Source organism: Qipengyuania gaetbuli (assembly GCF_020171365.1).
In the GTDB taxonomy this organism is placed as follows: domain Bacteria; phylum Pseudomonadota; class Alphaproteobacteria; order Sphingomonadales; family Sphingomonadaceae; genus Qipengyuania; species Qipengyuania gaetbuli_B.
In genome coordinates, this window is the sequence record NZ_JAIUZO010000002.1 from 1,238,382 (window position 1) to 1,264,839 (window position 26,458).

The 26,458-nt window shown below is 64.4% G+C and carries 29 protein-coding genes, 1 tRNA gene and 1 pseudogene; 20 read left to right on the forward strand and 11 right to left on the reverse strand.

Annotation, left to right across the window (positions count from 1 at the left end):
- The first annotated feature begins 38 nt into the window (after positions 1 to 38).
- The 3 genes from LCL94_RS06615 to LCL94_RS06625 are packed head-to-tail and all read left to right on the forward strand — an operon-like array spanning position 39 to position 1,821.
- Positions 39 to 881, forward strand: a complete 843-nt coding sequence (locus LCL94_RS06615) for a TIGR04255 family protein (protein WP_224831522.1) — start codon at positions 39 to 41, stop codon at positions 879 to 881.
- The gene (locus LCL94_RS06620; protein WP_224831523.1) at positions 878 to 1,339 is read left to right on the forward strand and encodes a hypothetical protein; all 462 of its coding nucleotides are present in this window, start codon (positions 878 to 880) and stop codon (positions 1,337 to 1,339) included. The genes LCL94_RS06615 and LCL94_RS06620 overlap by 4 nt, the downstream gene beginning before the upstream one ends.
- 5 nt (positions 1,340 to 1,344) lie before the next feature.
- Complete coding sequence (locus LCL94_RS06625; protein WP_224831524.1) at positions 1,345 to 1,821, forward strand: hypothetical protein; 477 nt, start codon at positions 1,345 to 1,347, stop codon at positions 1,819 to 1,821.
- Between the two features lie 78 nt (positions 1,822 to 1,899).
- Here the strand turns inward: LCL94_RS06625 and LCL94_RS06630 are convergent.
- A tRNA-Arg gene (locus LCL94_RS06630) sits at positions 1,900 to 1,976 on the reverse strand.
- A gap of 127 nt (positions 1,977 to 2,103) precedes the next feature.
- Here LCL94_RS06630 and LCL94_RS06635 point away from each other — a divergent pair.
- From LCL94_RS06635 to LCL94_RS06675, 9 genes and pseudogenes are all read left to right on the forward strand, one after another.
- On the forward strand, positions 2,104 to 2,502 hold the full coding sequence (locus LCL94_RS06635) for a hypothetical protein (protein WP_224831525.1): 399 nt from the start codon (positions 2,104 to 2,106) through the stop codon (positions 2,500 to 2,502).
- Positions 2,503 to 2,550: 48 nt separating this feature from the next.
- Positions 2,551 to 3,054, forward strand: coding sequence for an MmcB family DNA repair protein (locus LCL94_RS06640; protein WP_224831526.1), 504 nt, complete (start codon positions 2,551 to 2,553; stop codon positions 3,052 to 3,054).
- Between the two features lie 51 nt (positions 3,055 to 3,105).
- Complete coding sequence (locus LCL94_RS06645; RefSeq protein WP_224831527.1) at positions 3,106 to 3,822, forward strand: sterol desaturase family protein; 717 nt, start codon at positions 3,106 to 3,108, stop codon at positions 3,820 to 3,822.
- The gene (locus LCL94_RS06650; RefSeq protein ID WP_224831528.1) at positions 3,819 to 4,271 is read left to right on the forward strand and encodes a DUF2141 domain-containing protein; all 453 of its coding nucleotides are present in this window, start codon (positions 3,819 to 3,821) and stop codon (positions 4,269 to 4,271) included. The genes LCL94_RS06645 and LCL94_RS06650 overlap by 4 nt, the downstream gene beginning before the upstream one ends.
- Before the next feature lie 104 nt (positions 4,272 to 4,375).
- Positions 4,376 to 4,966, forward strand: a pseudogene (locus LCL94_RS06655) (hypothetical protein); the annotation flags it as partial.
- A 1,439-nt stretch (positions 4,967 to 6,405) separates the two neighbouring features.
- Positions 6,406 to 7,509: a phosphatase domain-containing protein gene (locus LCL94_RS06660; protein WP_224831529.1), complete on the forward strand. Its 1,104-nt coding sequence runs from the start codon at positions 6,406 to 6,408 to the stop codon at positions 7,507 to 7,509.
- On the forward strand, positions 7,506 to 8,432 hold the full coding sequence (locus tag LCL94_RS06665; RefSeq protein ID WP_224831530.1) for an alpha/beta hydrolase: 927 nt from the start codon (positions 7,506 to 7,508) through the stop codon (positions 8,430 to 8,432). The genes LCL94_RS06660 and LCL94_RS06665 overlap by 4 nt, the downstream gene beginning before the upstream one ends.
- Positions 8,433 to 8,443: 11 nt before the next feature.
- Positions 8,444 to 9,826: a M48 family metalloprotease gene (locus tag LCL94_RS06670; protein WP_224831531.1), complete on the forward strand. Its 1,383-nt coding sequence runs from the start codon at positions 8,444 to 8,446 to the stop codon at positions 9,824 to 9,826.
- 22 nt (positions 9,827 to 9,848) lie between these two features.
- Positions 9,849 to 10,529 (forward strand): DsbA family protein, encoded by a 681-nt coding sequence (locus tag LCL94_RS06675; RefSeq protein WP_224831532.1) that lies wholly within the window; start codon positions 9,849 to 9,851, stop codon positions 10,527 to 10,529.
- 1 nt (position 10,530) lies between these two features.
- Here the strand turns inward: LCL94_RS06675 and LCL94_RS06680 are convergent, their stop codons facing one another.
- Positions 10,531 to 11,139, reverse strand: coding sequence for an HD domain-containing protein (locus tag LCL94_RS06680; protein ID WP_224831533.1), 609 nt, complete (start codon positions 11,137 to 11,139; stop codon positions 10,531 to 10,533).
- An 83-nt stretch (positions 11,140 to 11,222) separates the two neighbouring features.
- On the opposite strand from LCL94_RS06680, the gene LCL94_RS06685 reads away from it, so the two are divergent.
- The 5 genes from LCL94_RS06685 to LCL94_RS06705 all read left to right on the forward strand — a co-directional run bounded on the left by LCL94_RS06685 (position 11,223) and on the right by LCL94_RS06705 (position 15,376).
- Entirely contained in the window at positions 11,223 to 12,440 is a 1,218-nt protein-coding gene (locus LCL94_RS06685; protein WP_224831534.1) for a sensor histidine kinase, read from the forward strand.
- On the forward strand, positions 12,437 to 13,234 hold the full coding sequence (locus tag LCL94_RS06690) for a LytR/AlgR family response regulator transcription factor (protein ID WP_160608543.1): 798 nt from the start codon (positions 12,437 to 12,439) through the stop codon (positions 13,232 to 13,234). Before LCL94_RS06685 ends, LCL94_RS06690 begins: the two co-directional genes overlap by 4 nt.
- 125 nt (positions 13,235 to 13,359) lie before the next feature.
- The gene (gene nadC / locus LCL94_RS06695; RefSeq protein WP_224831535.1) at positions 13,360 to 14,220 is read left to right on the forward strand and encodes a carboxylating nicotinate-nucleotide diphosphorylase; all 861 of its coding nucleotides are present in this window, start codon (positions 13,360 to 13,362) and stop codon (positions 14,218 to 14,220) included.
- A 36-nt stretch (positions 14,221 to 14,256) separates the two neighbouring features.
- On the forward strand, positions 14,257 to 14,676 hold the full coding sequence (locus LCL94_RS06700) for a hypothetical protein (RefSeq protein ID WP_224831536.1): 420 nt from the start codon (positions 14,257 to 14,259) through the stop codon (positions 14,674 to 14,676).
- The gene (locus LCL94_RS06705; protein ID WP_224831537.1) at positions 14,663 to 15,376 is read left to right on the forward strand and encodes a ribonuclease T2 family protein; all 714 of its coding nucleotides are present in this window, start codon (positions 14,663 to 14,665) and stop codon (positions 15,374 to 15,376) included. The genes LCL94_RS06700 and LCL94_RS06705 overlap by 14 nt, the downstream gene beginning before the upstream one ends.
- Before the next feature lie 66 nt (positions 15,377 to 15,442).
- Here the strand turns inward: LCL94_RS06705 and LCL94_RS06710 are convergent, their stop codons facing one another.
- The 3 genes from LCL94_RS06710 to LCL94_RS06720 form a co-directional block, all read right to left on the reverse strand.
- A complete protein-coding gene (locus tag LCL94_RS06710) occupies positions 15,443 to 16,234 on the reverse strand; it encodes a helix-turn-helix domain-containing protein (protein WP_224831538.1) in 792 nt (263 codons plus the stop codon).
- 219 nt (positions 16,235 to 16,453) lie between these two features.
- Positions 16,454 to 17,335, reverse strand: coding sequence for a LysR family transcriptional regulator (locus LCL94_RS06715; RefSeq protein ID WP_224831539.1), 882 nt, complete (start codon positions 17,333 to 17,335; stop codon positions 16,454 to 16,456).
- Between the two features lie 214 nt (positions 17,336 to 17,549).
- The gene (locus LCL94_RS06720) at positions 17,550 to 18,005 is read right to left on the reverse strand and encodes a nucleoside deaminase (RefSeq protein WP_224831540.1); all 456 of its coding nucleotides are present in this window, start codon (positions 18,003 to 18,005) and stop codon (positions 17,550 to 17,552) included.
- Between the two features lie 156 nt (positions 18,006 to 18,161).
- Here LCL94_RS06720 and rpmB point away from each other — a divergent pair, with 156 nt between their 5' ends.
- Positions 18,162 to 18,452, forward strand: coding sequence for a 50S ribosomal protein L28 (rpmB, locus tag LCL94_RS06725; RefSeq protein ID WP_160608551.1), 291 nt, complete (start codon positions 18,162 to 18,164; stop codon positions 18,450 to 18,452).
- 46 nt (positions 18,453 to 18,498) lie between these two features.
- Here rpmB and LCL94_RS06730 read toward each other — a convergent pair whose 3' ends face one another.
- From LCL94_RS06730 to xseA, 4 genes are read right to left on the reverse strand one after another with little or no spacing between them, the layout of a single operon-like run.
- Positions 18,499 to 19,479, reverse strand: a complete 981-nt coding sequence (locus LCL94_RS06730; RefSeq protein WP_224831541.1) for an esterase-like activity of phytase family protein — start codon at positions 19,477 to 19,479, stop codon at positions 18,499 to 18,501.
- Between the two features lie 48 nt (positions 19,480 to 19,527).
- Positions 19,528 to 20,394, reverse strand: coding sequence for a M23 family metallopeptidase (locus tag LCL94_RS06735; protein ID WP_224831542.1), 867 nt, complete (start codon positions 20,392 to 20,394; stop codon positions 19,528 to 19,530).
- Entirely contained in the window at positions 20,391 to 20,600 is a 210-nt protein-coding gene (locus tag LCL94_RS06740) for a DUF2093 domain-containing protein (RefSeq protein ID WP_160608554.1), read from the reverse strand. The genes LCL94_RS06735 and LCL94_RS06740 overlap by 4 nt, the downstream gene beginning before the upstream one ends.
- 24 nt (positions 20,601 to 20,624) lie before the next feature.
- A complete protein-coding gene (gene xseA, locus LCL94_RS06745; RefSeq protein WP_224831543.1) occupies positions 20,625 to 22,091 on the reverse strand; it encodes an exodeoxyribonuclease VII large subunit in 1,467 nt (488 codons plus the stop codon).
- Here xseA and purD point away from each other — a divergent pair.
- On the forward strand, positions 22,090 to 23,364 hold the full coding sequence (gene purD, locus LCL94_RS06750; protein WP_224831544.1) for a phosphoribosylamine--glycine ligase: 1,275 nt from the start codon (positions 22,090 to 22,092) through the stop codon (positions 23,362 to 23,364). The two genes, xseA and purD, sit on opposite strands and share 2 nt — an antisense overlap.
- Here purD and LCL94_RS06755 read toward each other — a convergent pair.
- The gene (locus tag LCL94_RS06755; RefSeq protein WP_224831545.1) at positions 23,361 to 24,764 is read right to left on the reverse strand and encodes a serine hydrolase domain-containing protein; all 1,404 of its coding nucleotides are present in this window, start codon (positions 24,762 to 24,764) and stop codon (positions 23,361 to 23,363) included. The genes purD and LCL94_RS06755 overlap by 4 nt on opposite strands.
- A gap of 259 nt (positions 24,765 to 25,023) precedes the next feature.
- Between LCL94_RS06755 and LCL94_RS06760 the strand changes: the two genes are divergently transcribed.
- A complete protein-coding gene (locus LCL94_RS06760; RefSeq protein WP_224831546.1) occupies positions 25,024 to 25,416 on the forward strand; it encodes a cytochrome c in 393 nt (130 codons plus the stop codon).
- 7 nt (positions 25,417 to 25,423) lie between these two features.
- Here LCL94_RS06760 and LCL94_RS06765 read toward each other — a convergent pair whose 3' ends face one another.
- Positions 25,424 to 26,419: an adenosine kinase gene (locus LCL94_RS06765; RefSeq protein ID WP_224831547.1), complete on the reverse strand. Its 996-nt coding sequence runs from the start codon at positions 26,417 to 26,419 to the stop codon at positions 25,424 to 25,426.
- Positions 26,420 to 26,458 lie beyond the last annotated feature (39 nt).

The window sequence follows — 26,458 nt, forward strand, 5'->3', positions numbered from 1 at the left end:
CTCTTTTAACCCATTTAGCTGGACGCAAAGGCCGCCAATTGAACCTGAAATTCCCTGACAAAGAGGCTCCAGACACGAGCCCGCTCCCAGTGTACGGCTCGCCTCCTGTGGTCGAGACCTCTTTGGGTGTTCAATTCGAGGGGCTTTCAGAGTTTCAAACTCTTCGGGTCGCTTCCTTGTGGGAACGCCTTCGTGCCGAGTATCCCGTGCTGGAAGAGCACGATCCCCTTCAGCCTGCTTTCGAGACGTTCGGCCCCCGTAGTAGTGCCATCAACGCACCCGGTCTGATGCTTCATACGAAGCCCGTTCAGCCTCGCTTTTTCTTCATCAGTGAGAAGGGGGATCAGCTCGTCCAGTTTCAGCGCGACCGGTTGGCCTTTAATTGGCGTAAGCGCGAAGGTGCTGAAGAGTATCCACGGTACGAGAGTATCAGGGCAAAATTTGAAGAGGCATTCGCGGCAATCAAGGAATGGGCAAAGGAAGAGGGACTCGGCGAGCCAGTCCCCAACCAGGCCGAGGCAATCTACGTCAATTTCGTTCCCCTTGAGGATGCAAACGGAGAAAAATGCGGTCTGTCCTATTTCTTCCCTTGGTTGGGTGGGCTTATCGGGATGACCGAGGACGGTCTTTTCCAATTCAGAAGGCGACTGGAGGACGTGAATGGCGATCCGGTCGCGCGCCTCAACTTTCAGTTGCAGTATGGCACTGACGAAGAGAGTTCACGGCAGGCCCGCCTTCACTTGCACGTGCGCGGTCGGCCAAACACAAACACTTTTAACGAGGCGCTCAAGATGATTGACGCCGAGCGCGCTATTATTGTGCGCACATTCGCGGAAATCACTTCTGAGGAAGCAGGGGTAATCTGGGAGAGAAAGCGATGAATCCTGCACTAACGCTTGATTATGGGACGACTGTCGGCGGTCGCTGGACTACCCAGCTATTCAACGCTGGTGCAACTGCCGCTACTCAAGTCATTGAGCCGGTCGAGGAGCCTTGGCGCTCGTCGGTTGAGGCTCGCTTCGAAAAACTCGCGGGCTACAAAGTGGGATGGGACGGCTATCAATCCCCTCCTCCGCATCCTTCTGTAATCGCTTATGCCCGGTCCGCACTTCATTCTGTAATGAAGTTTGATACTCCTCCCCCCTCAATCGTCCCGATGTCTGAGGGAGGTCTGCAGCTTGAGTGGCACCGCAAGGGTTACGATATTGAACTTGCGATCTACAGCACAGATGATGTGGAGTTGAGCATAGAGTTTCCCGATGAGCGCGAAGCGATCGAAGAGAAGCCTCTTAAGCTCTCATTCTTTGAGTTGAGCGAGGTGCTGGAGCAACTTGCCTGACTGCCGTGAGCGACTTCGAGCTGCCAAGAGACGAGGAGGGTCGGATCGCTCCCCACGATCATCCCGAACTAGTAGGGGCCGCGCGGATTATCCGGCGCATTCACGATGATTATGTGGTCGATGATCAGGAGCCGGGATCAAAGCGCCTATCGTCAGCCCTCTTCAAGCATCGTTCAAAAACCGGCCACCTCTCCTTTGATTCAGAGAATTGCATAATCGCGAAAGAGCGAGAGCCAGCTGAGTATGTAACAGACCCAAAATTTTTCGGAGCGGTGATCATCTCCATCGATGATCTACGAAGCGTGGATCCGGCAACAGGAGACGAAGATCGCTGGAAGATTGGCATGGTGCCAGTCGAGGGCAACGATTGTCACGCAGGGCTGTGGGGTAAAATTACGGAAGGCCGATCCAACACCATTCAACGCCTCTCAGATTGGCTGGTTGAAATCCCCGGAGTGCGAAAGCTCCAGCCCGAGGTCTAAGAATCATAACAGGAGTTCCCCAGCCGTTGCCCCGAAAGGCAGGGGCGCCCAAAGAATTCTCGTAGGTCATTGAAAAGCTGGCGCACCCGACAGGATTCGAACCTGTGGCCTCTGCCTTCGGAGGGCAGCGCTCTATCCAGCTGAGCTACGGGTGCCTGGCCATGACGCGCTAGGCGAGCGGCGCGCTTAGCAAGCGCGCCGTGAGCGGGCCAGTGAAATTTCCTCGCTACGGCCTGGCGGTATTAGGAATTTGGCAAGCGGGGCGGCGTTAACCTTGCTCCCATGAACGCGCTGACCCACGAATTCGACCTGTCGCAAGCCATCATGCTGCCGCCTGCAGGCGAAGGCCTTCGCCGCGAGCAGGACCGCGAAACGCTGGCCGAGCAGTGGAGCGCGGTACACGATGCCGCTGCCGCCATCGGCGTGCTCGCCCAGCTGGGTCGCCCGGAAGAGGGGCCAGAGGTCACCGGCCTGCCGGAACGTGCAAAAGCGCTTGCAGGCTTCGAATACGAGCTGGTCCGGCGCGGCGTCGACGACCTTGCCGCCATCATGCAGCCCGGCCTGCGGGCGCTTCTCGCGCTGAGCGCAGGGGGCCAGGACACCACCGTCGCTGCCCTGACGCTGTGGCGCGAATTCCACGCATCGCGCGATGCGATCGTGGCGCTCGTTCCGCACGGGTGACGCTAGCGGCGGCTTGACCGCGTTCACATTCTGTTCCATCCACGCGGAATGAGTGATTCATCCGCGATCGACCGCGCCGACGCCGCGCAATCGGGCGAAACCGCTGTCGAAGTGGCGCGGGGCATCATGCGCCTGTTCGCCCGCAACGATGTCTGGCTGATGCCGGAAATCCCTTTGCGCAACGGGCGCCGCGCCGATCTCATGGGCCTCGATCCCAAGGGGCGCGTCGTCATCGTGGAGATCAAGGTCCAGCGCGGCGACCTGCTAGGCGATGGCAAGTGGCCCGACTATCTCGATTTCTGCGACCGCTTCTACTGGGGCGTGCCGCCGCATCTCGACCGCTCGCCGCTCGAAGGGGACGGCTATCGCCCCGATTGCTGCGGCATCGTCGTGGCCGACGGCTATGACGGCGAGATCGTGCGCCCGGCCCCGCTCCACCCGCTCGCGGCAGCGCGCCGCAAGGTGGAGGTCGAACGCCTCGCCCGTGCGGCCATGCGCCGCATGACCGTGGCCGTCGATCCACACTGCAGCCCCTGGGGCGTGGCAGAGTAAACTAGCGTCTGTGCAGCGGCATTTTCCTGCGGCATAAGTGCAGGCGGGATCATGTGGGACGCAATCGCAATATCGGCCGTGGCCATGACGGGCATCATTGCCCTGCGCTATTTCGCGTCCAGCGGCGCCTTTGCGCTCGCCACCAATATCAAGCGGCCCGGCTATCACGCGAAGCTGGGCGACCAGATCAGGCGCGAAATCGGCTGGTCGCTCGCCTCTGCGGCAATCTACGGCATTCCCGCAGGCGTGGTCGCATGGGGTTGGCAGGAACGCGGCTGGACGCTGATCTATACCGAATGGGACGCAATGCCGCTGTGGTACTTGCCGCTCGCCCCGCTCGCCTATCTCGTGCTGCATGATGCCTGGTTCTACTGGACCCACCGGCTGATGCACCGCCCCGCGCTGTTCCGCACGATGCATGCCGTGCACCATGCCAGCCGCCCGCCGACCGCCTGGGCGGCGATGAGCTTCCACCCGTGGGAAGCGCTGACCGGCGCGGTGGTCATTCCGGCGCTGGTGTTCTTCATCCCCATCCACATCGCGATGCTGGGCCTCGTGCTCGCCATCATGACGGTGATGGGCGTGACCAATCACATGGGCTGGGAGATGTTTCCCCGCCGCCTCGTTCATTCGCGGTTGGGAAGCTGGCTGATAACCGCCAGCCACCACCAGCGGCACCACGAGGAATACCGCTGCAACTACGGCCTGTATTTCCGGTTCTGGGACCGGCTGTGCGGGACCGACCGGGGACTGAGCGAACGCATATGACCAACCGCATTCTCATCCTGCCGATCGCGGCGCTGGCGCTGGGCGCCGGGGCTCCGCCGCCTGCCGCGCACGGGTCGAAGATCACGGTGACCGTGACCGATGTGCGCAATGGCAAGGGCTTGCTGCGCGCCTGCCTGGTCAGCTCGGAAAGCGATTTTCCCGAGTGCAAGAAGGCCGCAGGACATCACGCTACCAGCGTCGATGCGCACCAGGGCGAAGTGACTTTCGCCTTCGAACAGGTGAAGCCGGGCAGCTACGCAATCGCGCTCCTCCATGACGAGAATGCCAACGGCAAGGCCGACCGCGCGCTCGGCATGATCCCCAAGGAAGGCTTCGGCTTCTCGCGCGATGCGCCCGTGCGCATGGGGCCGCCGAAATTCAGCGAAGCGGCCTTCGACATGGCCGACAAGGACAAGGCCATGACCATCAGGATGCGTTACCTCCTGTAACCGTCTGCAGGGTGAGGCCTGCGTTAACCTTAACCCTATTTTTACTACGCCTGCCCCATACCCCTTCCCGAATACCGCAACTCGCATTCGGGGGCTTTTGAGTGATGGACAGGCTTGGCGGCGCATTTGGCGCGCATGACGCACAGGACCATCTCGACGATGATTTCGTCGACGAGGCCGATGCCGACCTCGATCCGCCGCCTTCCCCGGTAGGCCAGGACGAGCGCCGCATGCAGGTGCGCGCATACAATCACTGGGCCAGCCTGCTGGGCGATGCCGCTTTCCCGAACATCGAGGACCTCGAGCCCGAACTGCTCGACGATTTCGGTCCCTATTCGGTGCTGCTCGACTTCTCGACCGGGATCGAGAATCCCGCCGTGCGCTTCGTGGGGGGCGAACTGCGCAAGGAATGCGACGCCGAAGGTCCGCTGGAACATCTCGACGATGTCCCGCCGCGTTCGCTGCTGAGCCGCATCACCGACCATTACATGCAGATCCTCGCCAACCAGGCGCCGATCGGCTTCGAGGCGGAATTCGTGAACCAGCGCGGTTCGACCGTGCTCTATCGCGGCATCCTGCTGCCCTATTCCAGCGATGACGAGACGATCGATTTCATCTTCGGCGTCATCAACTGGAAGGAACTGGCCGACGCCAAGACCGCCGACGAGTTGCTGCTGCAGATCGACCAGGCCCTTGCCGGTGAAACGGCCGGGATCGAGGCGGTCGAGGAAGTCGACGATATGCTGGAATTGACCCAGCCGCTCGAAGATCTTTCCGCCGAAGCCAGCGACGACTGGGATGACGAGGAAAACGATGACGTTGCCGTGCTCGACCTCGGCAGCGATGCGGTGATTGACGACGACGAAGAGCACGAAATCCCGGCCCCGGCCTTCGGCCAGGTCGAGGATGACGTCGCAGCCTCCGTCCCTGCGCGCCGCGAACGCGGTGTCGATGCGCTCGGCAATCCGCTCGGCAGCCTTGCCGCCGAATCGCATGACGGCGACGACGCCGGCGATGATGATTTCGACACCGGCATCAAGACCGCCGCCGATTATGGCCTGCCCGACTGGGACGAAGAAGATTACGAGGACGACGACGTCGACGACCTCGTCGATCCGCTGGCAGACGACGATGCGGGCAGCAGCCTGATGTCGCTGGTCAGCCGCGGCGACCGCCAGAAGAAGACGGTCGACCTCTCGGCTTTCGCCTCTCCGGCAGCGCCGGCGATCCCGCAGGCCTACGAACCGGAAGAGCCGGTCGAAGACTATTCGAATTACGGCGCCTACGAAGCGGACGAGGAATACGAAGACTTCGAAGACGCCGAAGAGGTTTCGGAAGTCGCTGCCGCAGACGTTGAGGCAGCGGACGAACCAGCCGCCGAACCGGTTGTCGCGGAAGAACTCGCGCCGATCGTTGCCGAGGCGGTCGAGGATGCCGAAATCATCGCCTCTGCCGAAGAGCAGGCGCCCGAGGGTCTCTACGACTGCCTCGCCGCAGCCCGCGAACTCGCACAGGCTGCGCAGAACACCGAAGACCGCAGCCGCAAGGCGCTCTACGCCGCTGTTGGCCTTGCCTACGACTTCAGCCTCGAAGCGCAGGATGCTCCTGAAGACTTCCAGGAAATCATCGCCGACAACGGCCTGACCATGCAGGACCGCGCGCCGATGACGCCGGTCGTCAAGCTGGTCTTCGGCGCCGATTACGACAAGACGCGCCTCACCGAATATGCCGCCGTTCTGACCCATGCGCACCGCGTGGGCGTGGAGCGCGGCAGGCTGGTCGAATTCCTGCGCGCTACCGAAGGCGGTCTCAAGGGTGTCGTCCAGGCCGAACGCCGCGCTCGCAAGGAAGAGCAGGGCAAACCGGTCGAGGACGATGGCACCGGCATCCGTCCGGCGCTGGCGAAGAAGCTGCGCAAGCTCGAAACTACCGAACTGTCCGACGTCACGCTCGACGGTCCGGAATTCGCTCTCGTCATGGTGCGCCGCACCGAGGACGGCGAGCTGGTCGTGGTCGGCGAACTGGCGGAGGATCGCGTGCTGCTCGAAAAGGCTGCGCGCAAGCTGCTCGCCAAGTAACGCCCGCGGAATAACCGCTTGAGATACGTGGGCCGCACGCGCTAGCGCTGCGGCCCATGCCGTTCCTGCCCACCGCGCCCGTCCGCATTCAGCCCTATTTCGGCTACCGCAACGAAGAGCGGCTGTTCATTACCGCCCGCGCCTTGCGTTCCCGCGAAAGCCGGTTCGTGAAATCGGACAAATGGCGCGCCATGCGCACGATGATGGGCCAGTTCGCCAGCCACGAGGTCGAAGGCCTGCCGGTAGAACTGGAAATCGCCCCGCCCGGCGGCGAGAGCAGGCGACACCAGGGCCTCACCGACAAGGAAGGCTTCGTCCACTTCGACATAAGGCTGGAGGGCGACTGGCCCTATTCCGACCTTCCGGAATGGGAAACGGTCAGCTTTCACTGGTCGAACGGCGAAGGGGAGCACTGCATCGACGGCCATGTCCTTGCCCCCGGTCGCACCACCGCGCTCGGCGTCATCTCCGACATCGACGACACCATCATCGAGACCGGCATCACCGGCAATTTCCGCGCAGTCATGCGCAACTGGCGGCGCGTGCTGATGGAAATGCCGGAAGAACGCATTCTCGTCCCCGGCGCGGACCTATTCTACAATGCGCTGGGAGGCGCACAGGATTTCCGGGCCGGCAAGGGCCATGCAGGCGACCACCAGCGGGCCACCCTGCGGCCCTTCTTCTACGTCTCTTCCAGTCCGTGGAACCTGTTTTCCTATCTCGTCGCCTACATGAAAGGGCGCGGGCTGCCGCTCGGCCCGATTATGCTGCGCGACTGGGGCCTCAACCGCGAAACATTCGGCTCGGCGAGCCACGGGGCCCACAAGCGCGCGGCGATCGACGGCATTCTCGCCACCTATCCGGACATGAAATTCGCGCTGATCGGCGACGATTCGCAGGGCGACCTCACTGCGTTTGCCGATGTCGCCGCGCACAACCCCCACCGCGTGCGTGCCGTCTTTATGCGCAAGGTCGGCGAGGCCATGAGCCCGGAGGAGCTGGCGGCCGAACAATCGTTGACCGCTGCCGGCATTCCGCTGTGGATGGGCGAAGGCTATGAAGAGGGGCGCAAATTCCTTGCCTCCATCGGGCTTCTCGAAGACACGGAAGCCAAGAACATAGTCAAGTCGGTGGACAAGACCCGGACGGAGAGCGCGTGAGGACTGTCATGCTCGTGATCGCAACGCTGGTCGGCATCGGCCTCATCGCAGGCGGATCGGTGCTGGTCGCCATCAACCGCAACGGCCCGGCCGTGCTCGATACGGTCGACCGTATCGCTGGCAAGGAGCGCGGGGTCACTCTCGCGCACCGCGCCAGCCTCGGCCCCGATGCGCGCCAGAAGCTGCTGGTCTACCGTGCTGCTTCCGGCAACGGCCCGCAGCCGGTTTTCGTCTTCGTGCACGGCGGCAGCTGGGCGAACGGCGATCCCGACGACTATGGCTTCATCGCCCGCAATATCGCGCCCGAGGGATATGTCGTGGTGCTGGGCGGCTACCGCCTCGGCGAAAGCGGCCGCTACCCCGCCATGCTGGAAGATACGGCGAGCGTGCTGGCCTGGGTCACGCAGAACATCGGCGAATTCGGCGGCGACCCGCAGCGCATCGTCATCGCGGGACATTCGGCAGGCGCCTACAACGTCGCGCAGGTCGCGCTGGAGGAACGCTGGCTGGTCGAGGCCGGCGTCGTGGCAGAGGGCGCGGTGAAGGGCGTCGTGGGGCTCGCAGGCCCTTACGATTTCTATCCCTATGACAGCGATTCCACCCGCGCGACCTTCGGCACGGTCGGGGTTGGGGCGGAAAGCCAGCCGGTCAATCATGCCAAGGGAGAAGCCCCGCCCTTCCTGCTCGTCCACGGCGAAGAGGATACTCTGGTCAAGCCGCGCAACACCCGCGCGCTTGCCGCAGCGCTGGAAGCACGCGGCGCAAGGGTCGACACGCTCTATTTGCCGGGCAAGACGCATAACGACCCGCTGCTCGCGCTCGCCAATCCGTGGCGCCGCGACCCGCGGGTGTTCGATACGGTGAAGGCATTCCTCAAGGACACCACCGCACTTTCAGTTCCGGTTCAGGCCGGGAAGCCCTAGAAGAGCAGCCGATGCGCCTGCTCTCCCATGTTCTCGCCTTCATCGCGATGGCCGTGCTGCTCGTGCAGCCCGCGGCCGCGCAATCCGTCCTGCGTGATGCGGAGACCGAGGCCTTCCTCAACGACATCTCGAACCCGCTGGTCGCAGCTGCCGGCCTTGCGCCCGGCAATGTCGAGATCGTCCTTATCAACGACCCCAGCATCAACGCGTTCGTGGCAGGCGGGCAGGCCGTCTATATCCACAGCGGGCTGATCGACGCCGCCGATACGGCCAACGAGGTGCAGGGCGTCATCGCGCACGAGTTGGGCCACATCACCGGCGGGCACATCGTGCGCATCGGCGAAGGCTATCGCAAGGCGCAGGGCTTTTCGCTGCTGTCGATGATCGCCGGTATCGGCGCTGCGCTGGCAGGTGCGGGCGATGCCGCCATGGGCCTGATGATGGCCGGCCAGTCTGCAGCGCTGAGCTCGATCCTCGCCTTCACCCGTACACAGGAAGCCAGCGCCGATGCGGCGGGCGCGGAATATCTGTCCAAGGCCGGCATTTCGGGCCGCGGATCGCTTACCTTCTTCGGCAAGCTGCTCAACCAGGAAGTACGGCGCGGCTACAGCCAGGACGAAGAAGCGGGCTTCTGGCGCACCCACCCCCTGTCGGGCGACCGCATCAACAACCTTCGCGAAACCTACGAAAAGGATCCCGCCTGGGACCGCCCGAGCGATCCGGCGATCGAGGCGCGCTTCCAGCGTATCAAGGCGAAGCTCGCGGGCTATGTCGACAAGCCGGAAAACACGCTGCGCGACTATCCGGAAGAGGACCAGTCGACCCCCGCCCTCGTTGCCCGCGCCTATGCCTATCACAAGCAGGCGAAGATGGACCTGGCGCTGGACGCGGCCGACACGCTGATCGAGCGCGCGCCGAGCGATCCCTACTTCCTCGAACTGAAGGGGCAGGTGCTGCTCGAATCGGGGCGTCCGGGCGAAGCGCTCGACCCGCTGCGCAAGGCAACGCAGTACAGCCGCTCGCAGCCGCTGATCGCATCGCTGCTCGGCCATGCGCTCATCGCGACCGAGGACAAGGACAATTACGAGGAAGCCGAAAGGGTGCTGCGCGCCGCCGTCGCACGCGACCGCTACAATCCTTTCGCCTGGTACCAGCTCGGCGTGGTCTACGCAGCGCGCGGCGATATCCCGCGCGCCCGCCTTGCCAGCGCGGAACAGCAGGTCATGAACCGCCAGTACGCGCTTGCCATGCGCAGCGCGCAGGCAGCGGAAGCGGGCCTGCCCGTCGGCTCGCCCGACTGGCTGCGCGCGCAGGACATCGGCATGCAGGCGCGGGCGCTGATCGAACAGGAATGCGAGGCCCGCGGCGACAGGTCTTGCGGCCGTCGCAGGTAGTATCGGAACGGGGAAGGTGGGCATGAAACAGCATCTGGCAACGGCAGCGATCGCGCTGGTCGGCGGCTTTGCGGGCGCAGCGATCTGGTCGCTTTCCGGCCTCGGCCATTCGCAGACGCGCGACTATCTCGTTTCCAATCCGGGTATCCTGCCCGAAATGGCCGACGCCTGGCAGGCCGAACAATCACGCGAACAGCTGGCGCAAGTTGCCGACGAGGTGCGCAAGCCCTTCCCCGGCGCGGTGCTCGGCAATCCCGACGGCACGCGCACGCTGGTCAAGTTCACCGACTATGCCTGCGGGTACTGCCGCATCAGCGTGGCCGACGTGGACCGGCTGATCGCGGAGAACCCCGACGTGCGCGTGGTCATTCGCGAATTCCCGATCTTCCAGGGCAGCGACGTTCCGGCGCGCATGGCCTTGGCCGCCGCCAAACAGGGCAAGTATAGGGCCTTCCATCACGCCATGTTCGAACTGGGCAGCCCGACGGCGGAAAACGTCATGCTGGCAGCGCAGCAGGCCGGGCTCGACCTCGATGCGGCGCGCGAATTCGGCGCGTCGGAGGAAGTGACGGCGGAACTTGCGCGCAACCAGGAGCTGGCCCGCAGCCTCGGCTTCACGGGCACGCCCAGCTGGGTCGCGGGCGACCAGGTTATCGAAGGCGCGATCGGCTTCGACAGGCTCGAAGCTGCGCTCGGCAGCTAGCCTATTCTTCCAGCGCCTTGGCGTACATCGACGCCAGCGGCTTCGCCATGACGCGGCGAACCATCGGTTCGAAGAACTCCAGCGGCTCGCTCTCGTAATCGGGATCGAAGGCGGCCTGGTCGTATTTCTCGCAGAATTCCGCGCAGGCCGCATAGTGCGGGCTCTCGGAGAACTTGTCGCGAATGTTCCGGTCCATGCCGAGGTGGTGGAAGTAGTAATAGCCCTGGAAAGCGCCGTGGTTCTGGCAGATCCAGTGGATTTCCTCGGTCACGAAGGGCTTGATGATCGCCGCAGCCACTTCGGGGTGGTTGTAGCTGCCCAGCGTGTCGCCGATATCGTGCAGCAGCGCCATGACCACATATTGCTCGTCGCGGCCGTCGCGGTGCGCGCGAGTCGCGGTCTGGAGCGAGTGTTCGAGGCGGCACACCGGAAAGCCCCCGAAATCGCCGTCGAGCAGGCGCAGGTGTTCGAGCACGCGGTCGGGCAAGTCCTTGGCAAAGGCCATGTATTCCGCGCCGATGATGGCCCAGTCTTCCTGGGTGCCTTCCTTCATTTCGCGGAACTTGGCGCGTTCCTCGATCGAATGGGTCAGGTTTTCGGGCTTGTTCATCGCATCTCTCTCTACCAGCGTCCCTCTGCCATGCATCCTAGCGTCTGGCGCAGCGCGCGGCAATTGGGCTAGGGGGTTTGGACATGGCCGTACTGCCTTTCCGACCGACGCCGTTCTTCGACAACAAGAATCAGGCGTTCTGGAACCTCCAGCTGCTGGGCTGGGGCGGGTCCGCATTGCTGCGCGCGATGTCGGCATTCGCCAACGGGCAGGAACTCCAATTCTTCTTCGTGATCTTGATCGCGACGATCACCGGCTTTTCGATCAGCCTGATCCTGTCGGTCATCTACAACCACCTGATCAAGCAGAAGCCGCTGGTCACTTGGGGCGGGACGGCGGTTGTCCTGACAGTGGCGGTCGGCCTCCACGCCTTCATCGACAGCTGGGTGCTCGACCTGACCCGCCCGACCGGCGAGACGGGGTTCGTCCGCCTGTTCATCGGCATCTACTTCTTCGACCTGACGCTGCTCGGCGCATGGTCGGCGCTCTATTACGCGATCAATTTCTTCCTCCAGGTGGAAGAACAGTCGGACCGGCTGGAACGGCTCGAGGCGCAGGCGACCAGCGCGCAGCTTGCGATGCTGCGCTACCAGCTGAACCCGCATTTCCTGTTCAACACGCTCAATTCGATCAGCACGCTGGTACTGCTCAAGCAGACCGAGCCGGCCAATGCGATGCTGACCCGCCTGTCCTCCTTCCTGCGGCACACGCTGGTCACCCAGCCGGGCGGCAAGGTCACGGTGGCGCAGGAGGTGGAGACGCTGCAGCTCTATCTCAGCATCGAGCGGATGCGTTTCGAGGACCGGCTGCGCACCGATTTCCGCGTCGAGGAACGGGCCGCCAAGGCGCAGATCCCCTCCATGCTGCTGCAGCCGCTGATCGAGAACGCGATCAAGTACGGCGTCAGCCCGCTCGAAGAAGGCGCGCAGATTTCGTTGCTCGCACAGATCGTCGGCCCGCGCCTGCGCATCACTGTCTCCGATACCGGACCCGGCGTGGACGTGAGCGGCGTTGCGGACGATCTTCCGGCGGTAATGGCGACGCACAAGCGGCGCGATTCGACCGGCGTGGGCCTCGCCAACATCCGCGACCGGCTGGCGCAGGCCTACGGCGATGACCACCGTTTCGAAATCCGCTCGCCCGAAAGCGGCGGTTTCACCGTGCTGATCGAGATTCCGCACGAACTCGCCGACGAGGAGGAGCCGCTTGCCGCAGGACGGGCGACAGGCACGGCGAAACCAGCCACGGCCTTATCCGTTAATCCTCCGGATGCCCCCCAGAAGGTAAGTACCAAGCCATGACCATTCGCACGATCCTCGTCGACGACGAGAAGCTCGCCATTCAAGGCCTCCAGCTGCGCCTCGAACCCTTCGACGATGTCGAGGTGATCGAGACCTGCCAGAACGGGCGCGAGGCGATCCGCGCGATCAAGACGCTGAAGCCAGACCTCGTTTTCCTCGACATCCAGATGCCAGGCTTCGACGGCTTTTCTGTCGTGCAGGGCGTGATGGAAATCGAACCGCCGCTGTTCGTTTTCGTCACCGCTTTCCAGGAGCACGCCATCCGCGCTTTCGAAGCCAATGCGGTCAATTACCTGATGAAGCCGGTCGACGAGGACAAGCTGGCCGACACGATCGAACGCGTGCGCCAGCGCCTCGCGGAGAAGAAAAGCAGCGACGAGGCCGATCGGCTGCGCGGCGTATTGTCCGAAGTCGCGCCCGAAGCGGTCGACGAGATCGATGCCGACGATTCCGAAGCGGCAGGCCGCTATGAAAAGCTCATCAACGTGAAGGACCGCGGCCAGATCTTCCGCGTCGAGGTCGACACGATCGAGCATATCGAGGCTGCCGGCGACTACATGTGCATCTACACCGGCGACAATTCGCTGATCCTGCGCGAGACGATGAAGGACCTCGAGCGCCGCCTCGACCCGCGCAAGTTCCAGCGTGTGCACCGCTCGACCATCGTGAACCTCGACCAGGTCCGTCAGGTGAAGCCGCACACCAATGGCGAATGCTTCCTCGTGCTTGATTCGGGCGCGGAGGTGAAGGTGTCGCGCAGCTACCGTGACGTCGTGGCGCGCTTCGTGCATTAACCTGCTTTCCGCCCGCGCATCCGCGCGGGCGTCCTCGACGCTGTTCCTCCGCTTCGCTACGGGCGTCTGCGGGCGGGCGGTCGCCCTTGCCGGGCCTACCCCGGCCCGGATTTGGAGCGATCACTGTGGCATTTGAACTTGAAGGTTTCGACCTCGTCGCATTCATTCGCGACACGCTTGCCGAAGACCTTGGCGAAGGGCTTCCGGGCGGCGGGAGGGACGTCACCAGCGAGAGTGTGATCCCCGCAGAAGCGCGCTTTTCGGGCGTGATGGATACGCGCGATGCGATCCACGTCGCGGGGCTTCCCGTGGCCGAGGCTTTCTTCCGCGCGCTCGACCCGGACATGACCATCGAAATCCTCGCCGAAGAGGGAGCACGCGTGCCGGCCGGCACCGACCTGATGCGGCTCGAAGGCAATGCCCGCGCCATGCTGACGGCAGAGCGCAGCGCCCTCAACACGGTCCAGCACCTCTCGGGCATCGCCACCATGGTCGCCGAGTACGTGGCCGCGATGGACAATCCCGATTGCACCCTGCTCGACACGCGCAAGACCATTCCCGGCCTGCGTCACCTCGAGAAATACGCTGTCCGCATGGGCGGCGGAGCGAACCACCGCATGGGCCTGTGGGATGCCGCCATGATCAAGGACAACCACGTCCTTGTCGCAGGCAGTGTGGGCGAAGCGGTGCGCCGCGCTGTGGAGGCAGGGGTGAAGGACATCATCTGCGAAGTCGACCGGATCGACCAGATCGAACCCGCGCTGGCCGCCGGTGCGACGCGCCTCCTGCTCGACAACATGGAGCCCGCCACCCTGCGCGAGGCAGTGGCGCTGGTGGCACGCCGCGTCCCCACCGAAGCGAGCGGCGGGATCAATCTCGACACGATCAGGGCCAAGGCCGCGACCGGAGTCGACTATGTCTCCGTCGGCCGGCTGACGCAGAGCGCGCCTGCCGCAGACATCGGTCTGGACTTTACCCCGCTGTAATTTCGGGGCATCTCTTCTCAATCACGGGGAGGGACCATGATGAAACCTGCATCGATCAAGAAATTCGACATGCTCTATCTCGGCTCGATCGTCGTCGGGCTGATAGGCTTCGCACTCAATTACGGCGACCTGGTCGAAACGACCAATGCCGAACTGGCCGCTGCCGGCGTCGAAGGCATGGCCGGGGGCATCATGATCGGCAGCCTCATCTTCGGCATCGTCATCAACCTGGCGCTGTGGTTCCTCATCTCGGGCCTGCGTATCGAGTTCGTGAAATGGATCCTGGTGCTCTTCGCAGCCTGGGCGATCTTCTCGCTTGCGACGACCTTCGGCCTGCTTTCGGGGCTCAACCTCGTCTTCACGCTGGTCGGCAATCTGATGACGCTGGCTGCGATCTATTTCCTGTTCCAGCCCGACGCGAAGGCGTGGTTCGCCGAGAAGCGTGGCGGCAACTGACCGCAGTCTTTGCGTAGCGCTCGCCGCGGTCACGCTGGCGAGCGCCGGAACCGCGCAAGCGCAGGCTTACCAGTGCCGCATCCCGGGCGAGGTCCGGGTCCCCGATGTGCAGGCAGATTCCGCCCCGCGCGACCTGCCCGTGACGGGCTACACGCTGGCGCTTAGCTGGAGCCCGGAATTCTGCCGCTTCCGCGAGGACGAACGGCGCCACGCGCGCCAGTGTTCGGGCAGGGAGGGGCGTTTCGGCTTCACCGTGCACGGTCTGTGGCCCGATAGTGGGCGCAGTTGGCCACAATGGTGCGGAGGCCCAAATCCCACCGCTTCCGCTGTCCGGCCGAACCTGTGCATCAGCCCCGACGCCGCGCTCATGGCCCGCCAGTGGGCCAAGCACGGCAGCTGCATGACGAAGCGGCCCGAGACCTATTTCAAGGTCACACGCATTCTCTATTCCGGCCTGCGCTGGCCCGATTTCGTGCGCATCAGCCGCGAGGATAACCTGACCGCAGGCACGATCCGCACGCGCTTTGCCGATGCGAACGAGGGCTGGCCGGAAGAGGCGGTTGGCGTGCACCTCGACCGCAAGGGCTGGCTGGAAGAACTGCGCCTCTGTTACGACAAGCGCTTCATGCCGAAGCCTTGCGACAAGGCGCGCCTCGGCGCCAAGGACGGCGAGCCGGCGAAAATCTGGCGGGGGCTATAGGCGGAACGTGGATGCCCGATAATGGGTGGTTAGCAGTCCAGCTTCAGCGTCCACGACCAGCAAATATCAAGCAACCTCGCCCGGCGGCTGAAGAACCTGCATGGGCTTTCCTGCGATCGCTGTCCGGGCCTTGGCTGCAGCCCATAAGACCGGGTGCGGTTCTGCCGCGAACGCGCTCGGTGTCGTATCCATGAACCGGCGGAAGTCGCGGATGAAATGGGGCTGGTCGACATATTGGGAATCGAGTGTGTCGATCCACGAAAGTGAGGGGTCGAGCATGAATTGGCTGAGGCTGCGCAGGAAACGCTGGCGGCGCAACAGCAGGCTGGGGCTGAACCCGAAGGCCGATAAGGAAAGTCGTTCGAGCGCACGCACGCCAATGCCCGCCCGTGCGGCGAAGTCCTTTACCGACGCCACCCGGGGATCGAGCAGGGCGCAATGGACGTTGAATATCGCGTCTTCCCTGGTTCCCGGCTGAGCCAGCAACCTGAGCAAATATTTGTCAATCTGCGCAGTTACCTCGGAAAAATTCGGCGCGCCTCTCTCGCAAGAGAGCAGTGGTGCAAACTTGGCGAGAGGGCCGTCGCGGTCAAGGATTTCCCAGTGATCGGCGAATTCGCATGCGCGGATGCCAACGAATCTTGTCCAACCGAGCGGCAGGAGGCTGATTGTCCAATAGCGGCCCGGTTCAAGCGAAAAGCGTGTCGCATGGCTGGTCGGCCCTATCCCGCAAATCGGATTGCAGACCCGCAGGGGACCTATGCCGGTGCAGGCAGCCATATCCCCGCCCACCGTCATGCGAATGTTGGGCCATTCGGGATAGACCTGGTCGAAGACCGTTGGCGCCTTCTTGTCCACTACGGTCAACGAATAGGTGGAGACGTACGGGCGCAATCGCTTGGCGGGCAAAGCGTATCGAACAGTGACGCCCTGGCTTCCGCTATTCAACCTATCGAAGATTGCGAGATTCCCTGTCTGCGGCCCTCTTGTTGTGAACGTTTACATGATAGGAAGCCCTAGCGGCAATAGATGATTGTCCGGCGATCCAGCTGACGGTACGCGGTTCAACATCGAGCCCTAAAGTGCCTTCATGCAGTCGATGAAGTGGTTCAAGGTGGGCTCTTGGGCAGCGTTATCGTGAATTGCGGCACTGATCGCGAAGCGGAAATCGGCGGGAAGGGGAATTGCCGAGAGCTCTCCTCGAGCTACGAGGTCTCCGGCTAGGCTCCCCGGAAGCACACTCAACAGGTCGCTCTGTTTCACAAGCTCAATACAGGCTGTCTGGTTCGCAAGGCGGTATCTGGGCGCAGCTTCGTTCTTCAGGAAATTGCGCAATTTCGCCGGCAGGAAATCTTCGAATGTCCGGCTCACCGGCAACGCCCAGTCATAATGAAGCAGAAGATCTTCAAGGGAGCTGTTTCGTAAATCAGGCGAAAATTCAGGGCGATGGACAATGAGGTAAGGCTCATCGACCACCTTAGTCAGACGCATCTGGTTCTTGTGCGGCATCACGGCGAAGCTGGTGTCGTGATAAACAAGAATATCGGCCCTGCGCTGAAGCAGTTCGTCTGCGGCCAAATGCGCCTGCATTGTCGCAACGTTGATCCTGGCCTCAGGATACCGGCGCGCGAACTTCAGAATGGCAGGGTGGATGTATCCTTCGATCGCACCTGCCCCGCTCAAAATATTTATCTCGATTTGTTCCGTCGCAACGGACCTCCGCACGCTCGCCGCGAAGGCCAGTAGATCGACTGCTTGCGGATACAGTTTCTTGGCGGCTTCCGTGGGAATCACGCTGCGCGTGGTGCGGTTGAAAAGCTGGGCCTCCCAGCCATCCTCAAGCGCCTTGATGCTCTTCGTTATCGCAGAATGCGTCAGCCTCAATTCCCTAGCTGCAGCCGAAAAGCTCGATAGCCGATAAACGGCTTCAAAATGCCGCAGGAGACGCATCTCATCCATATGTTCGCGCAGGTAACAAGTGCAGGCATTTTATTCAATATTATTCCACAGCCTCTCCGAGTATAGCCGCATGGAAGGGTTTCCAACCGAGCCTTTCGGGTACGCACCCCGGCCGTCGGGCTACGGAAATCCGAGCCCGGCGGCCTTACACTTCGACAGTCGCGCCGACACCACGGCTCTTAATCCGCAAATGGGTCGCAAGCGGACGGGGTGCTCAGCGACGCTCCCTGAAGAACCCGCGCAGCATTTCCGCCGCGCGTGCCTCGCCCATGCCGGAATAGACCTCGGGCTTGTGCAGGCATTGCTCCTGCTCGAACACGCGCGCGCCGTGTTCGACCGCGCCGCCCTTAGGATCGCTGGCAGCGTAATAGAGCTTGGCGATGCGGGCGTGGACGATAGCGCCGGCACACATGGCGCAGGGCTCCAGCGTAACCCAGAGCTCGCAATCCGTAAGCCGTTCGTCCCCCAGCGCCTCTGCCGCGCGGCGAATCGCCAGGATTTCGGCGTGGGCGGTCGGATCGTGCGTTTCGCGCGGGGCATTGTGCGCCTCGGCGATGATCGCCCCGGCGCGCGTCACGACCGCGCCGACCGGCACTTCGCCCGCAGCGGCAGAGGCCTCGGCCAGTTCGAGCGCGCGCTGCATGGGTTGCGGGAGGGTCCACGAGGTCATAATGCCGCCTCGCTAGCCCCCGGCTCCGGCTCGCGCAACGTGCTTGACGATTCGGCTACCCGCCGCTATGCGCGCCGCTTTCCGGGATTAATGAGCCCCCGCCCCGCTCACCGCGGCCAAGGGAACTCGCCCAGCCATTCGAACGAGAGACGTATCATGTCGCGCATTTGCGAACTCACCGGCAAGGGCCGCCAGGTCGGCCACAATGTGAGCCACGCCAACAACAAGACCAAGAAGGTCTTCCTGCCGAACCTGCAGAACGTCACGCTGATGAGCGAGAAGCTGGACCGCAGCTTCAAGTTCCGCGTTTCGACCCAGGGCCTGCGCTCGGTCGAGCACAACGGCGGTCTCGACAACTGGTTGCTCAAGACCAATGACGAGAAGCTGTCGGCGCGCGCACTCAAGGTGAAGCGCGAACTGAAGAAGGCTGCCGTCGAAGCCGCCTGAGGCTTCGCGCACTTCTCCTTTACGACTTAAGCAAGGGCGCGCGGGGTCACCTGCGCGCCTTTTGCCGTGTCCGGGGCCAGTCCAGCTTGAGCAGCAGCGACCGCTGGAACGAGGCGAAATTGTCGTCGGACACCAGCCACACGGTCCAGTCCCCGTCCTTGTCGCCGGTCACCAGAAGTCCTTCGTAATTGTCGCTCGGAAATCCCTCTCCGAGATCGGCCAGCGGCTCGAGCGCGATCGTCGCCCCGTCGGCAATCTGCGCCGGGTCGAAAACCGCCAGCCGCGCGGAAAATCGCGGCGGGAGGCCGAGGGCCCAGGCCCGCAGCAGGACCGCCACGCGTCCGTCGGGCAGCATGGTCGCATCGGCGGGCTTGTAACCGCCGGTGCCGTCCAGCGTGAAAGTGGCCGAAGCTTCGACCCGCACCGGATCGCCGTCGAACACGATTCCGGATGGAGGGCGACTCGCCACCCCCTCCTCGATCACGATCGCCCGTCCATCGGGCAGCAGCACCATCGCTTCGGCGCCGGTATTATGGCCCCATTCCTGCATGGAAGCAGGTTTGGCCGCCGCACTCCAGCTCCGGTCGGCCGCGAACCTGACGATGTGATTGGAACCCTCGATTCCGGCCCAATAGGCCCCAGTGGCAGGGTCATGGACCAGCGATTCGACATCCACCCTGATCCAGCCGTCATTGGTAAGGCCGGTAAAACCCGACACTTCCGCCGGTCCCAGACCGGTCCGGTCCGGCCGCGGCAGGATCAGGACACGGCCCGCATCGCTGGCGGCCAGCAGGGTATCCTCGTCGAGCGCGAGGAGGGCGGAATATCCGCCGATCCCGTCGTTTTCTCCGGTGATCTCCCACGCGCCGGCCAGCGTCAGTGGGCCGCTGTTCGCAGGCGCGGTGTCGAGCGGCACAATTTCGATCGGTGCGGCGAGATCGGGCGGCGGGATTTCGCTCCGCAGGAACGTCCCGGGGGTGAGGCCGGCAATCACGCAGGCACAGAGGATCAGGCGGGTGGGTCGCATGACGGCAAGGCCCCTAGCCGCGCCATCCGGGCGGCGCCACCGCATTCGTCACATGGGCGGCAGGAACAGCAGCGGATCGAGCCGCGCATCGCGCCATTTGAGGCTCCAGTGCAAATGCGGACCCGTAGCCCGACCCGATGCACCGATGCGGCCGAGCGGCTGGCCCTGCTCGACCCTGTCGCCTTCCTTCACGAACAGTTCGGAGGAATGGAGGAAGGCGCTGTTCAGTCCCTGGCCGTGATCGATGATCAGCAAATTGCCTTCGAGGCTGAAGCCGCGCACCGCCAGCACCACTGTCCCGGCTGCAGGCGCCACGTAGGTCGTGCCATTGCCGCCCGCGATGTCGAGGCCGGAATGATAGCTGCCGGGCTGACCCTGGTAGATCCGCTGCGATCCGAAGCGCCCCGAAATGCGCCCCTTGGCCGGCCAGATGAAATCCTGCCGCCAGCCCTCGCTTTGCGTGTCCTTCTCTCGCGCTTCCCAGATCGCTTCGAGCTCGGGCCTGCGACGCTCCATGAACGCCTCTGAGGACCTGCCGGGACGCAGGGGCGCGTTGACACGCTCGATGTTCCAGTCGCGCGGCTTTACCGAAAGATCGCGCGAGGCGACCTGCCCGTCCTGCCGCGTCGCGCTGAGGCGGAGCGCTCCGTCCTGGTCGCGGTCGAAGGCGGCGAAGAAATTGCCGTTCTCGTCGAAGGACAGCGGGGTCGAACCAAGCGCCGCGGCCACTGTGCCTGCAGGCAGGCGCCCACGGATCCAGCCGCCCTGCTCCAGCTCGCCGCGAATGGCAAAATCGGCGGCCACAGGCTGGGCGAGCGGCGCCGCATCGGACGGCTGCGCAGGCGCAGGTTCGGCCTGCGCGGCAGGGGTTATTGCAAGGAGAGTGAGAAGCGGTGCGACCCTTGCGAGGTTCACGGCTTCAGCCGCTCGGTCGCCAGCTGCGGCGTCGCATAGGCTTCCTGGTATTCGACCGACCAGTAGCGCAGTTCCTCCAGCGCGATCGGCACGCCCGATGCCGCGCAGAAGACGTGCTGGCCCGCGCGCAGGACGCGGAAACCGTTGGGGCCGTATTGCAGCTTTGCCTCGCCCGAAGACGGGCCGGAATTCTTGTTCATCAACATGGACGCCATTCTAGCATTTCGCGCTTAACCGAACAAATCATCCTGTTCAGGCGTCGTTCCCTTGGCGCGGGGCCTGGGCGCAGGCTTGCGCGGCAGCGGCGGAGGCGCACCTTCGCCGGGCACGACGGCGAGGTCGCCGTCGCGGAACTTGAGCGTGAGAGCGGCTTCGCTTGCCGCCGCATCGCGGCTCGTCACGGTCTGGCCACCCGCGCCAGTCACGCGGACATAGCCGCGTTCGAGCGGGCGGTCCGGGTGCAATTGCTCGGCCAGACGCGCGATTGCGGCAAGCTTTTCGCGCCGCTCGGCCAGCGGGCGCTCGACCAGCGAGGGCACGAGCCGGATGTTGCCGAGCGCCTTGCGGCCATCGCGCAGGTTCCGCTCCAGCATGGCCGGCGAAAGGCGCAGTTGCCCCAGCCGCTCGCGCCCGCGCGCCGCGCGGTCGGTGAGGCCGCGCCGCAGCCGCTCGGTCATCTCGTCGAGCGCCAGCGCGCTCGGCTGCAGGATCGCCTCGGGCCCCGGCAGCCGCTGCACGCGCGCTTCCAGCCGTTCGCGGCCGAGTTGCACCGGCCGCAGGATCGCCCGCTGGTTGCGCGCTGCGAAATCGCGCAAGGTCGCGGCCAGTTCCGCCCGCACCGGCACGGCAATCTCTGCCGCCGCAGTCGGCGTCGGCGCGCGGCGGTCGGCCGCGAAGTCGGCCAGCGTGGTATCGGTTTCGTGCCCGACCGCGCTGATCGTGGGGATCGAGCAATCCGCAATCGCGCGGACCACGACCTCCTCGTTGAAACTCCACAAGTCCTCGATCGAGCCGCCGCCGCGCGCCACGATGACGAGGTCGGGGCGGTCGGGATGGCCTTCGGGCAGGCCGGAAAAGCCGCGCACCGCGCCGGCCACCTGTTCGGCCGCGCCCTGGCCCTGCACCAGCACCGGCCACACGATCACCCGGCTGGGGAAACGGTCGGCCAAGCGGTGGAGGATATCGCGAATCACCGCGCCCGTGGGCGAAGTGACCACGCCGATGGTGCGCGGCAGGAAGGGCAGCGGCCGCTTGCGCGCCTCGTCGAACAGCCCTTCTGCAGCGAGCCGCGCCTTGGTCTTTTCCAGCAGGGCCAGCAGCGCGCCTTCGCCTGCCAGCTCCATCCGCTCGATCACAATCTGGTACTTGGAGCGCCCGGGATAGGTCGTCAGCTTGCCGCTGGCGACGACTTCCAGCCCGTCTTCAGGGCGGAACGGCAGCCGGTCGGCCTGTCCGCGCCACATCACCCCGTCGAGCACCGCCTTCTCGTCCTTGAGCGCGCAGTAGAGGTGCCCGCTGGCCGCACGCTTCACGCCCGACAGTTCGCCGCGCAGGCGCACGAAGCCGAAACGGTCCTCCACCGTGCGCTTCAGCAGGTTGGAGATTTCGCTGATGGAGAGCGGGGCGGCATTGTCGCCTGCGCGCCCCTTCGCTACCAAGCCTTCATCTTCGGAATCTGACGGGAAATCGGCGGGCATGAATATCCTTTTGCTGGGCAGCGGCGGCCGCGAACATGCGCTTGCGTGGAAACTGGCGCAATCGCCGGCCTGCGACAAGCTGTGGGCGAGCCCGGGCAATCCCGGAATGGCCGAATGTGCCGTATGCGTCGACCTCGACGCTGCCGACCATGCGGCAGTCGAGCGCTTCTGCCGCGACAACGGCGTCGGGCTGGTCGTGATCGGCCCCGAAGCGCCGCTGGTCGACGGCCTTGCCGACAGCCTGCGCGCCGCTGGCATCCCTGCATTCGGCCCTTCGAAGGCTGCCGCACAGCTCGAAGGGTCGAAAGCCTTCACCAAGGAGCTGTGCGAGCGGGCCAATATCCCCACTGCACGTTTCGTGCGCTGCACCTCGCTCGAAGCGGCCTGGGGCGCGCTCAAGAAGTTCGACCCGCCCTTCGTGCTCAAGGCCGACGGCCTGGCAGCAGGCAAGGGCGTGGTGATCGCCGAAACCCGCGAAGATGCGCAGAACGCGCTGTCCGACATGTTTGAAGGCAAGTTCGGCAGCGCGGGCAGCGAAGTCGTGATCGAGCAATTCCTCACCGGCGAGGAAGCGAGCTTCTTCGCGCTCACCGATGGCGAGACGATCGTCCCCTTCGGCAGCGCGCAGGACCACAAGCGCGTGGGCGAAGGAGATACCGGCCCCAATACCGGCGGCATGGGCGCCTATTCGCCTGCCCCCGTCCTCACCCAGGCGCTGCAGGACCAGGTGATGCGCGAAATCGTCGGCCCGACCGTGCAGACCATGCGCGAGGAAGGACACCCCTATTCGGGCGTGCTCTACGCCGGCCTCATGCTGACCAAGGACGGGCCCCAGCTGATCGAATACAACGTCCGGTTCGGCGATCCCGAATGCCAGGTGCTGATGATGCGGCTGGAAAGCGACCTCGTCGAAATCATGCTCGCCTGCGCCGAAGGCCGGCTGGGCGAGATCGCGGCGCCGAAGCTGTCGGACGATTTCGCCCTCACCGTGGTCATGGCCGCAGAAGGCTATCCCGACACGCCGAAAAGGGGCGGCGCGATCCGCATCGGCGAGGCGGAAGCAGGCGGGGCCAAGGTGTTTCACGCCGGCACGAAGCTGGACGGCGGCCAGCTGGTCGCAAACGGCGGGCGTGTGCTGAACGTAACGGCGCGCGGCGCCAGCGCGACCGAGGCGCAGCGCAATGCCTATGCCGCAGTCGACGCTGTCGATTTCCCGGAAGGCTTCTGCCGCCGCGACATTGGCCAGCGCGAGGTCAGGCGCGAGCGCGGCTAGCCGTTCGGCTCGACGATATTGTTGAGCAGCACCTGCTGCACCACGCCGCGCAGGAAGGTGCAGCCGGGGCCTACCGGCGAGTTCACCAGCAGCGCCATTTCCATGTTGTCGGGCATGAGCAGCAGCAAGCTCTGCTCCTGGCGCTGTCCGGCCGGGCAGTCGGCCTGTTCGCTCCAGCTGCCGTTCTTGTGATAGACCGAACCCCAGTTGGTCGCCCAGCGCCCGTCGAGCCCGTAACGGCTCGAAATGGCCGACGCCGCCTTGGCCCTGGACACGATCTTGTCGGTGTAGCGGAAGGTCCCCGCGACATCGAGGATTTCGTCCACCGAGAGATGCCAGCCGCCCGAACCGGCACGCCATGACAGGTCGCCCGTGTTCCAGCCGCTGCCGCCGTTGAAGGCATAGGCAAGGGCGGTGTCGGCATTCTTGCCGAAGCCCGCATTGGTCACGCCAGCAGGGGCGAAGACGTTTTTCTCGACATAGTCGTCGTAGGCCGCGATCGTGGTCGCATTCCAGATGGCATCGTTCATGCCGGTGTTGCCGAGATTAAGGTTGCGACCGACATAGCCGCCAAGCGTTGCGATCAGGATACGCTGCAGGCCGAAATTCGTGTTCTCGTAGGTGAAGCTGGTCGGCAGGTTCGACGTAACGCCCGCCGCAATCATCTGACGCATCGTTCCGAAATCGGTGGAGCCCGAGTTCGCCAGCCCCGAGGAATGTGTCATCAGCATCTCGAAAGTGATGTCGTCGGCATTCGGTCCGAGATTCCAGTAGGCGGGCAGCCACTGCGCGATCGGCGTGGCAGGATCGATGTTCCGGCGGTCGAGCAGGTCGAACATCGCCACGGCCGTGATGAATTTCGACACGCTGGCGATATTCATGCGCCGGTCGGGATTCCATCCGCGCTGGCCGTCGCTCGGGCGCCGGGCCCAGTTCCACTGGAGCGTGTAGATGGTTTGCCCGTTGCGCCGCATGCGCATGGTGTAACCCTGTACGCTGCCGCTGAGAGCCTGGTGCAGGTCCTCGCCGAAGCCGTTCACGTCGAGCGTGGGACGGGGCGGGGCGGCGAGCTGGGTTCCTCCCGCGGGCGCAGGCCGGGCCGTACCGGGCTTGATCGTCGCGCGCGCCACGGGCCCGATGCTTTCTGGCGAAGGTGCCGCCCGCGAAGTCGCGGCCATGCGCGCGAGAGTGGCGAGCTGCGCCTTTCCGACTGCATCTCCGACGCTCTCACGCGCTTCGCGCCGCTCCCTGCTCGCTGCATCAGCAGGGGCCCGTTCGACCCGCGCCGCGACCTCCAAGACTTGGTCCACCGAAATTCCCCTGAGCTCGGCTGCCAGCTTCGACCGGGTCGCGCCATCGCGCAGCTGGACCTGGAGGCTCGGCGGATCGACCTGGGTCATCGTTGCCGCGCGTGCGGGTTGTGCACGCCGGGGGGCGCGTTCCTGCGCGGTTACCGAACTTGCCACCAGGCTGCCCAGGCAAGTCGCCAGAGCCAGGCCTCGGACTGACGCGGTTCGAAGCATATGTCCCTCCTCCACTTTCGCGGACCCGGCGCAAGACTACACCAATCGGGGTCGAATGGCGATGAAGGGCGCCGCGATGGTGCGATGGAGATGATTTTCCTTGTCAGGCAAGGAAGAGCAGAGGCACACTCCCCGCATGACACGAACCGGATCGCCGCTGCGCTTCGCCCTTCCCGCCATCGCCCTTGTCGGGCTTGCCGCCTGCCAGACGGCTTATGGGGAGGAGGAAACCGCGATCGCCATGCCGACCGATGTCGCGCACGACAATCCGCTGGCCTTTGCGCAAGGCGCGTGCGGCGGGTGCCATGCGGTGGAAAAGCCCTGGCTGTCGCCCAATCCGGCGTCGCCGACCTTTGCCGATATCGCCAACCGGGAAGGCGTGACGGAAGATACGCTGCAGGCTTATCTCACCGACGCGCACAATTACCCGATGGTGATGGATTTCGACCTCGACCCCGAACAGGCCAAGGAACTGGCGCATTACATCCTGACCTTGCGCGACCCGGAATACCGCAAGCCGGTATCCTGAGCGCCGGTCAGCCGAGCTTTTCGGCGACCAGCGCCTTCAGGTCCTTTTCGCTGCGCGCGCCGATGTGGCTGATGATCTCGGCCGCACAGATCGCCCCCATGCGCAGGCACCGCTCGAGGCTTTCGCCGCGCGCATGGCCCGTCAGGAAGCCGGCAGCGAAGAGATCGCCCGCACCGGTCGTGTCGACCACCTTGTCGATCGGCTCCGCCTCGATATCGACGCGCTCGCCATAGGCGATGCCGGCCGCGCCCTTGGCGCTGCGGGTGGCGACGAGGACGGGAACCTTGCCCGCGACCTTGGCGAGACCGGCTTCGAAATCGGCTTCGCCGGTCAGGGTCGCCAGTTCATGCTCGTTGACGAAGAGGATGTCGATCAGGCCTTCGTCGATCATCTGGCGGAAATCGTCGCCGTGACGGTCGATCACGAAGCTTTCCGACGCGGTGAAGGCAACCTTGCGACCCGCGCCGCGGGCAACCTCCATGGCGCGGCGCATGGCACTGCGCGGCTCTTCCGGATCCCACAGATAGCCTTCGAGATAGAGAATGCCGGCGCTGGCGATCAGCTCGTCGTCGAGCGCGGCCGGCGGCAGGAACTGGCTCGCGCCGAGGAATGTGTTCATCGTGCGCTCGCCATCGGGTGTGACGAAGATGAGGCAGCGCGCGGTCGGCGGGTCGCCGGCGCGGGGCGCGGTGTCGAAATCGATGCCGACGGCACGGATGTCGTGGCTGAAGATCTCGCCCAGCTGGTCGGCCGCGACCTGGCCGATGAAGGCGCACTGCGCGCCCAGCGAGGACATGCCGGCCAGCGTATTGGCCGCAGAACCGCCCGAAATCTCGGTCGCGCGGCCCATGGCGTCGTAAAGTTCCTTCGCCCGCTCGGTGTCGACCAGGGTCATCCCGCCCTTGGCCAGGCCCAGCTCCTCGATGAGATCGTCTGCGCAGGGGGCCATCACATCGACAATGGCATTGCCGATGGCGAGGACGTCGTAACGGGGCTGGGACATGGGTACTCCGGGAAGGTCTGGTAACGAGTTGTCGGGCGC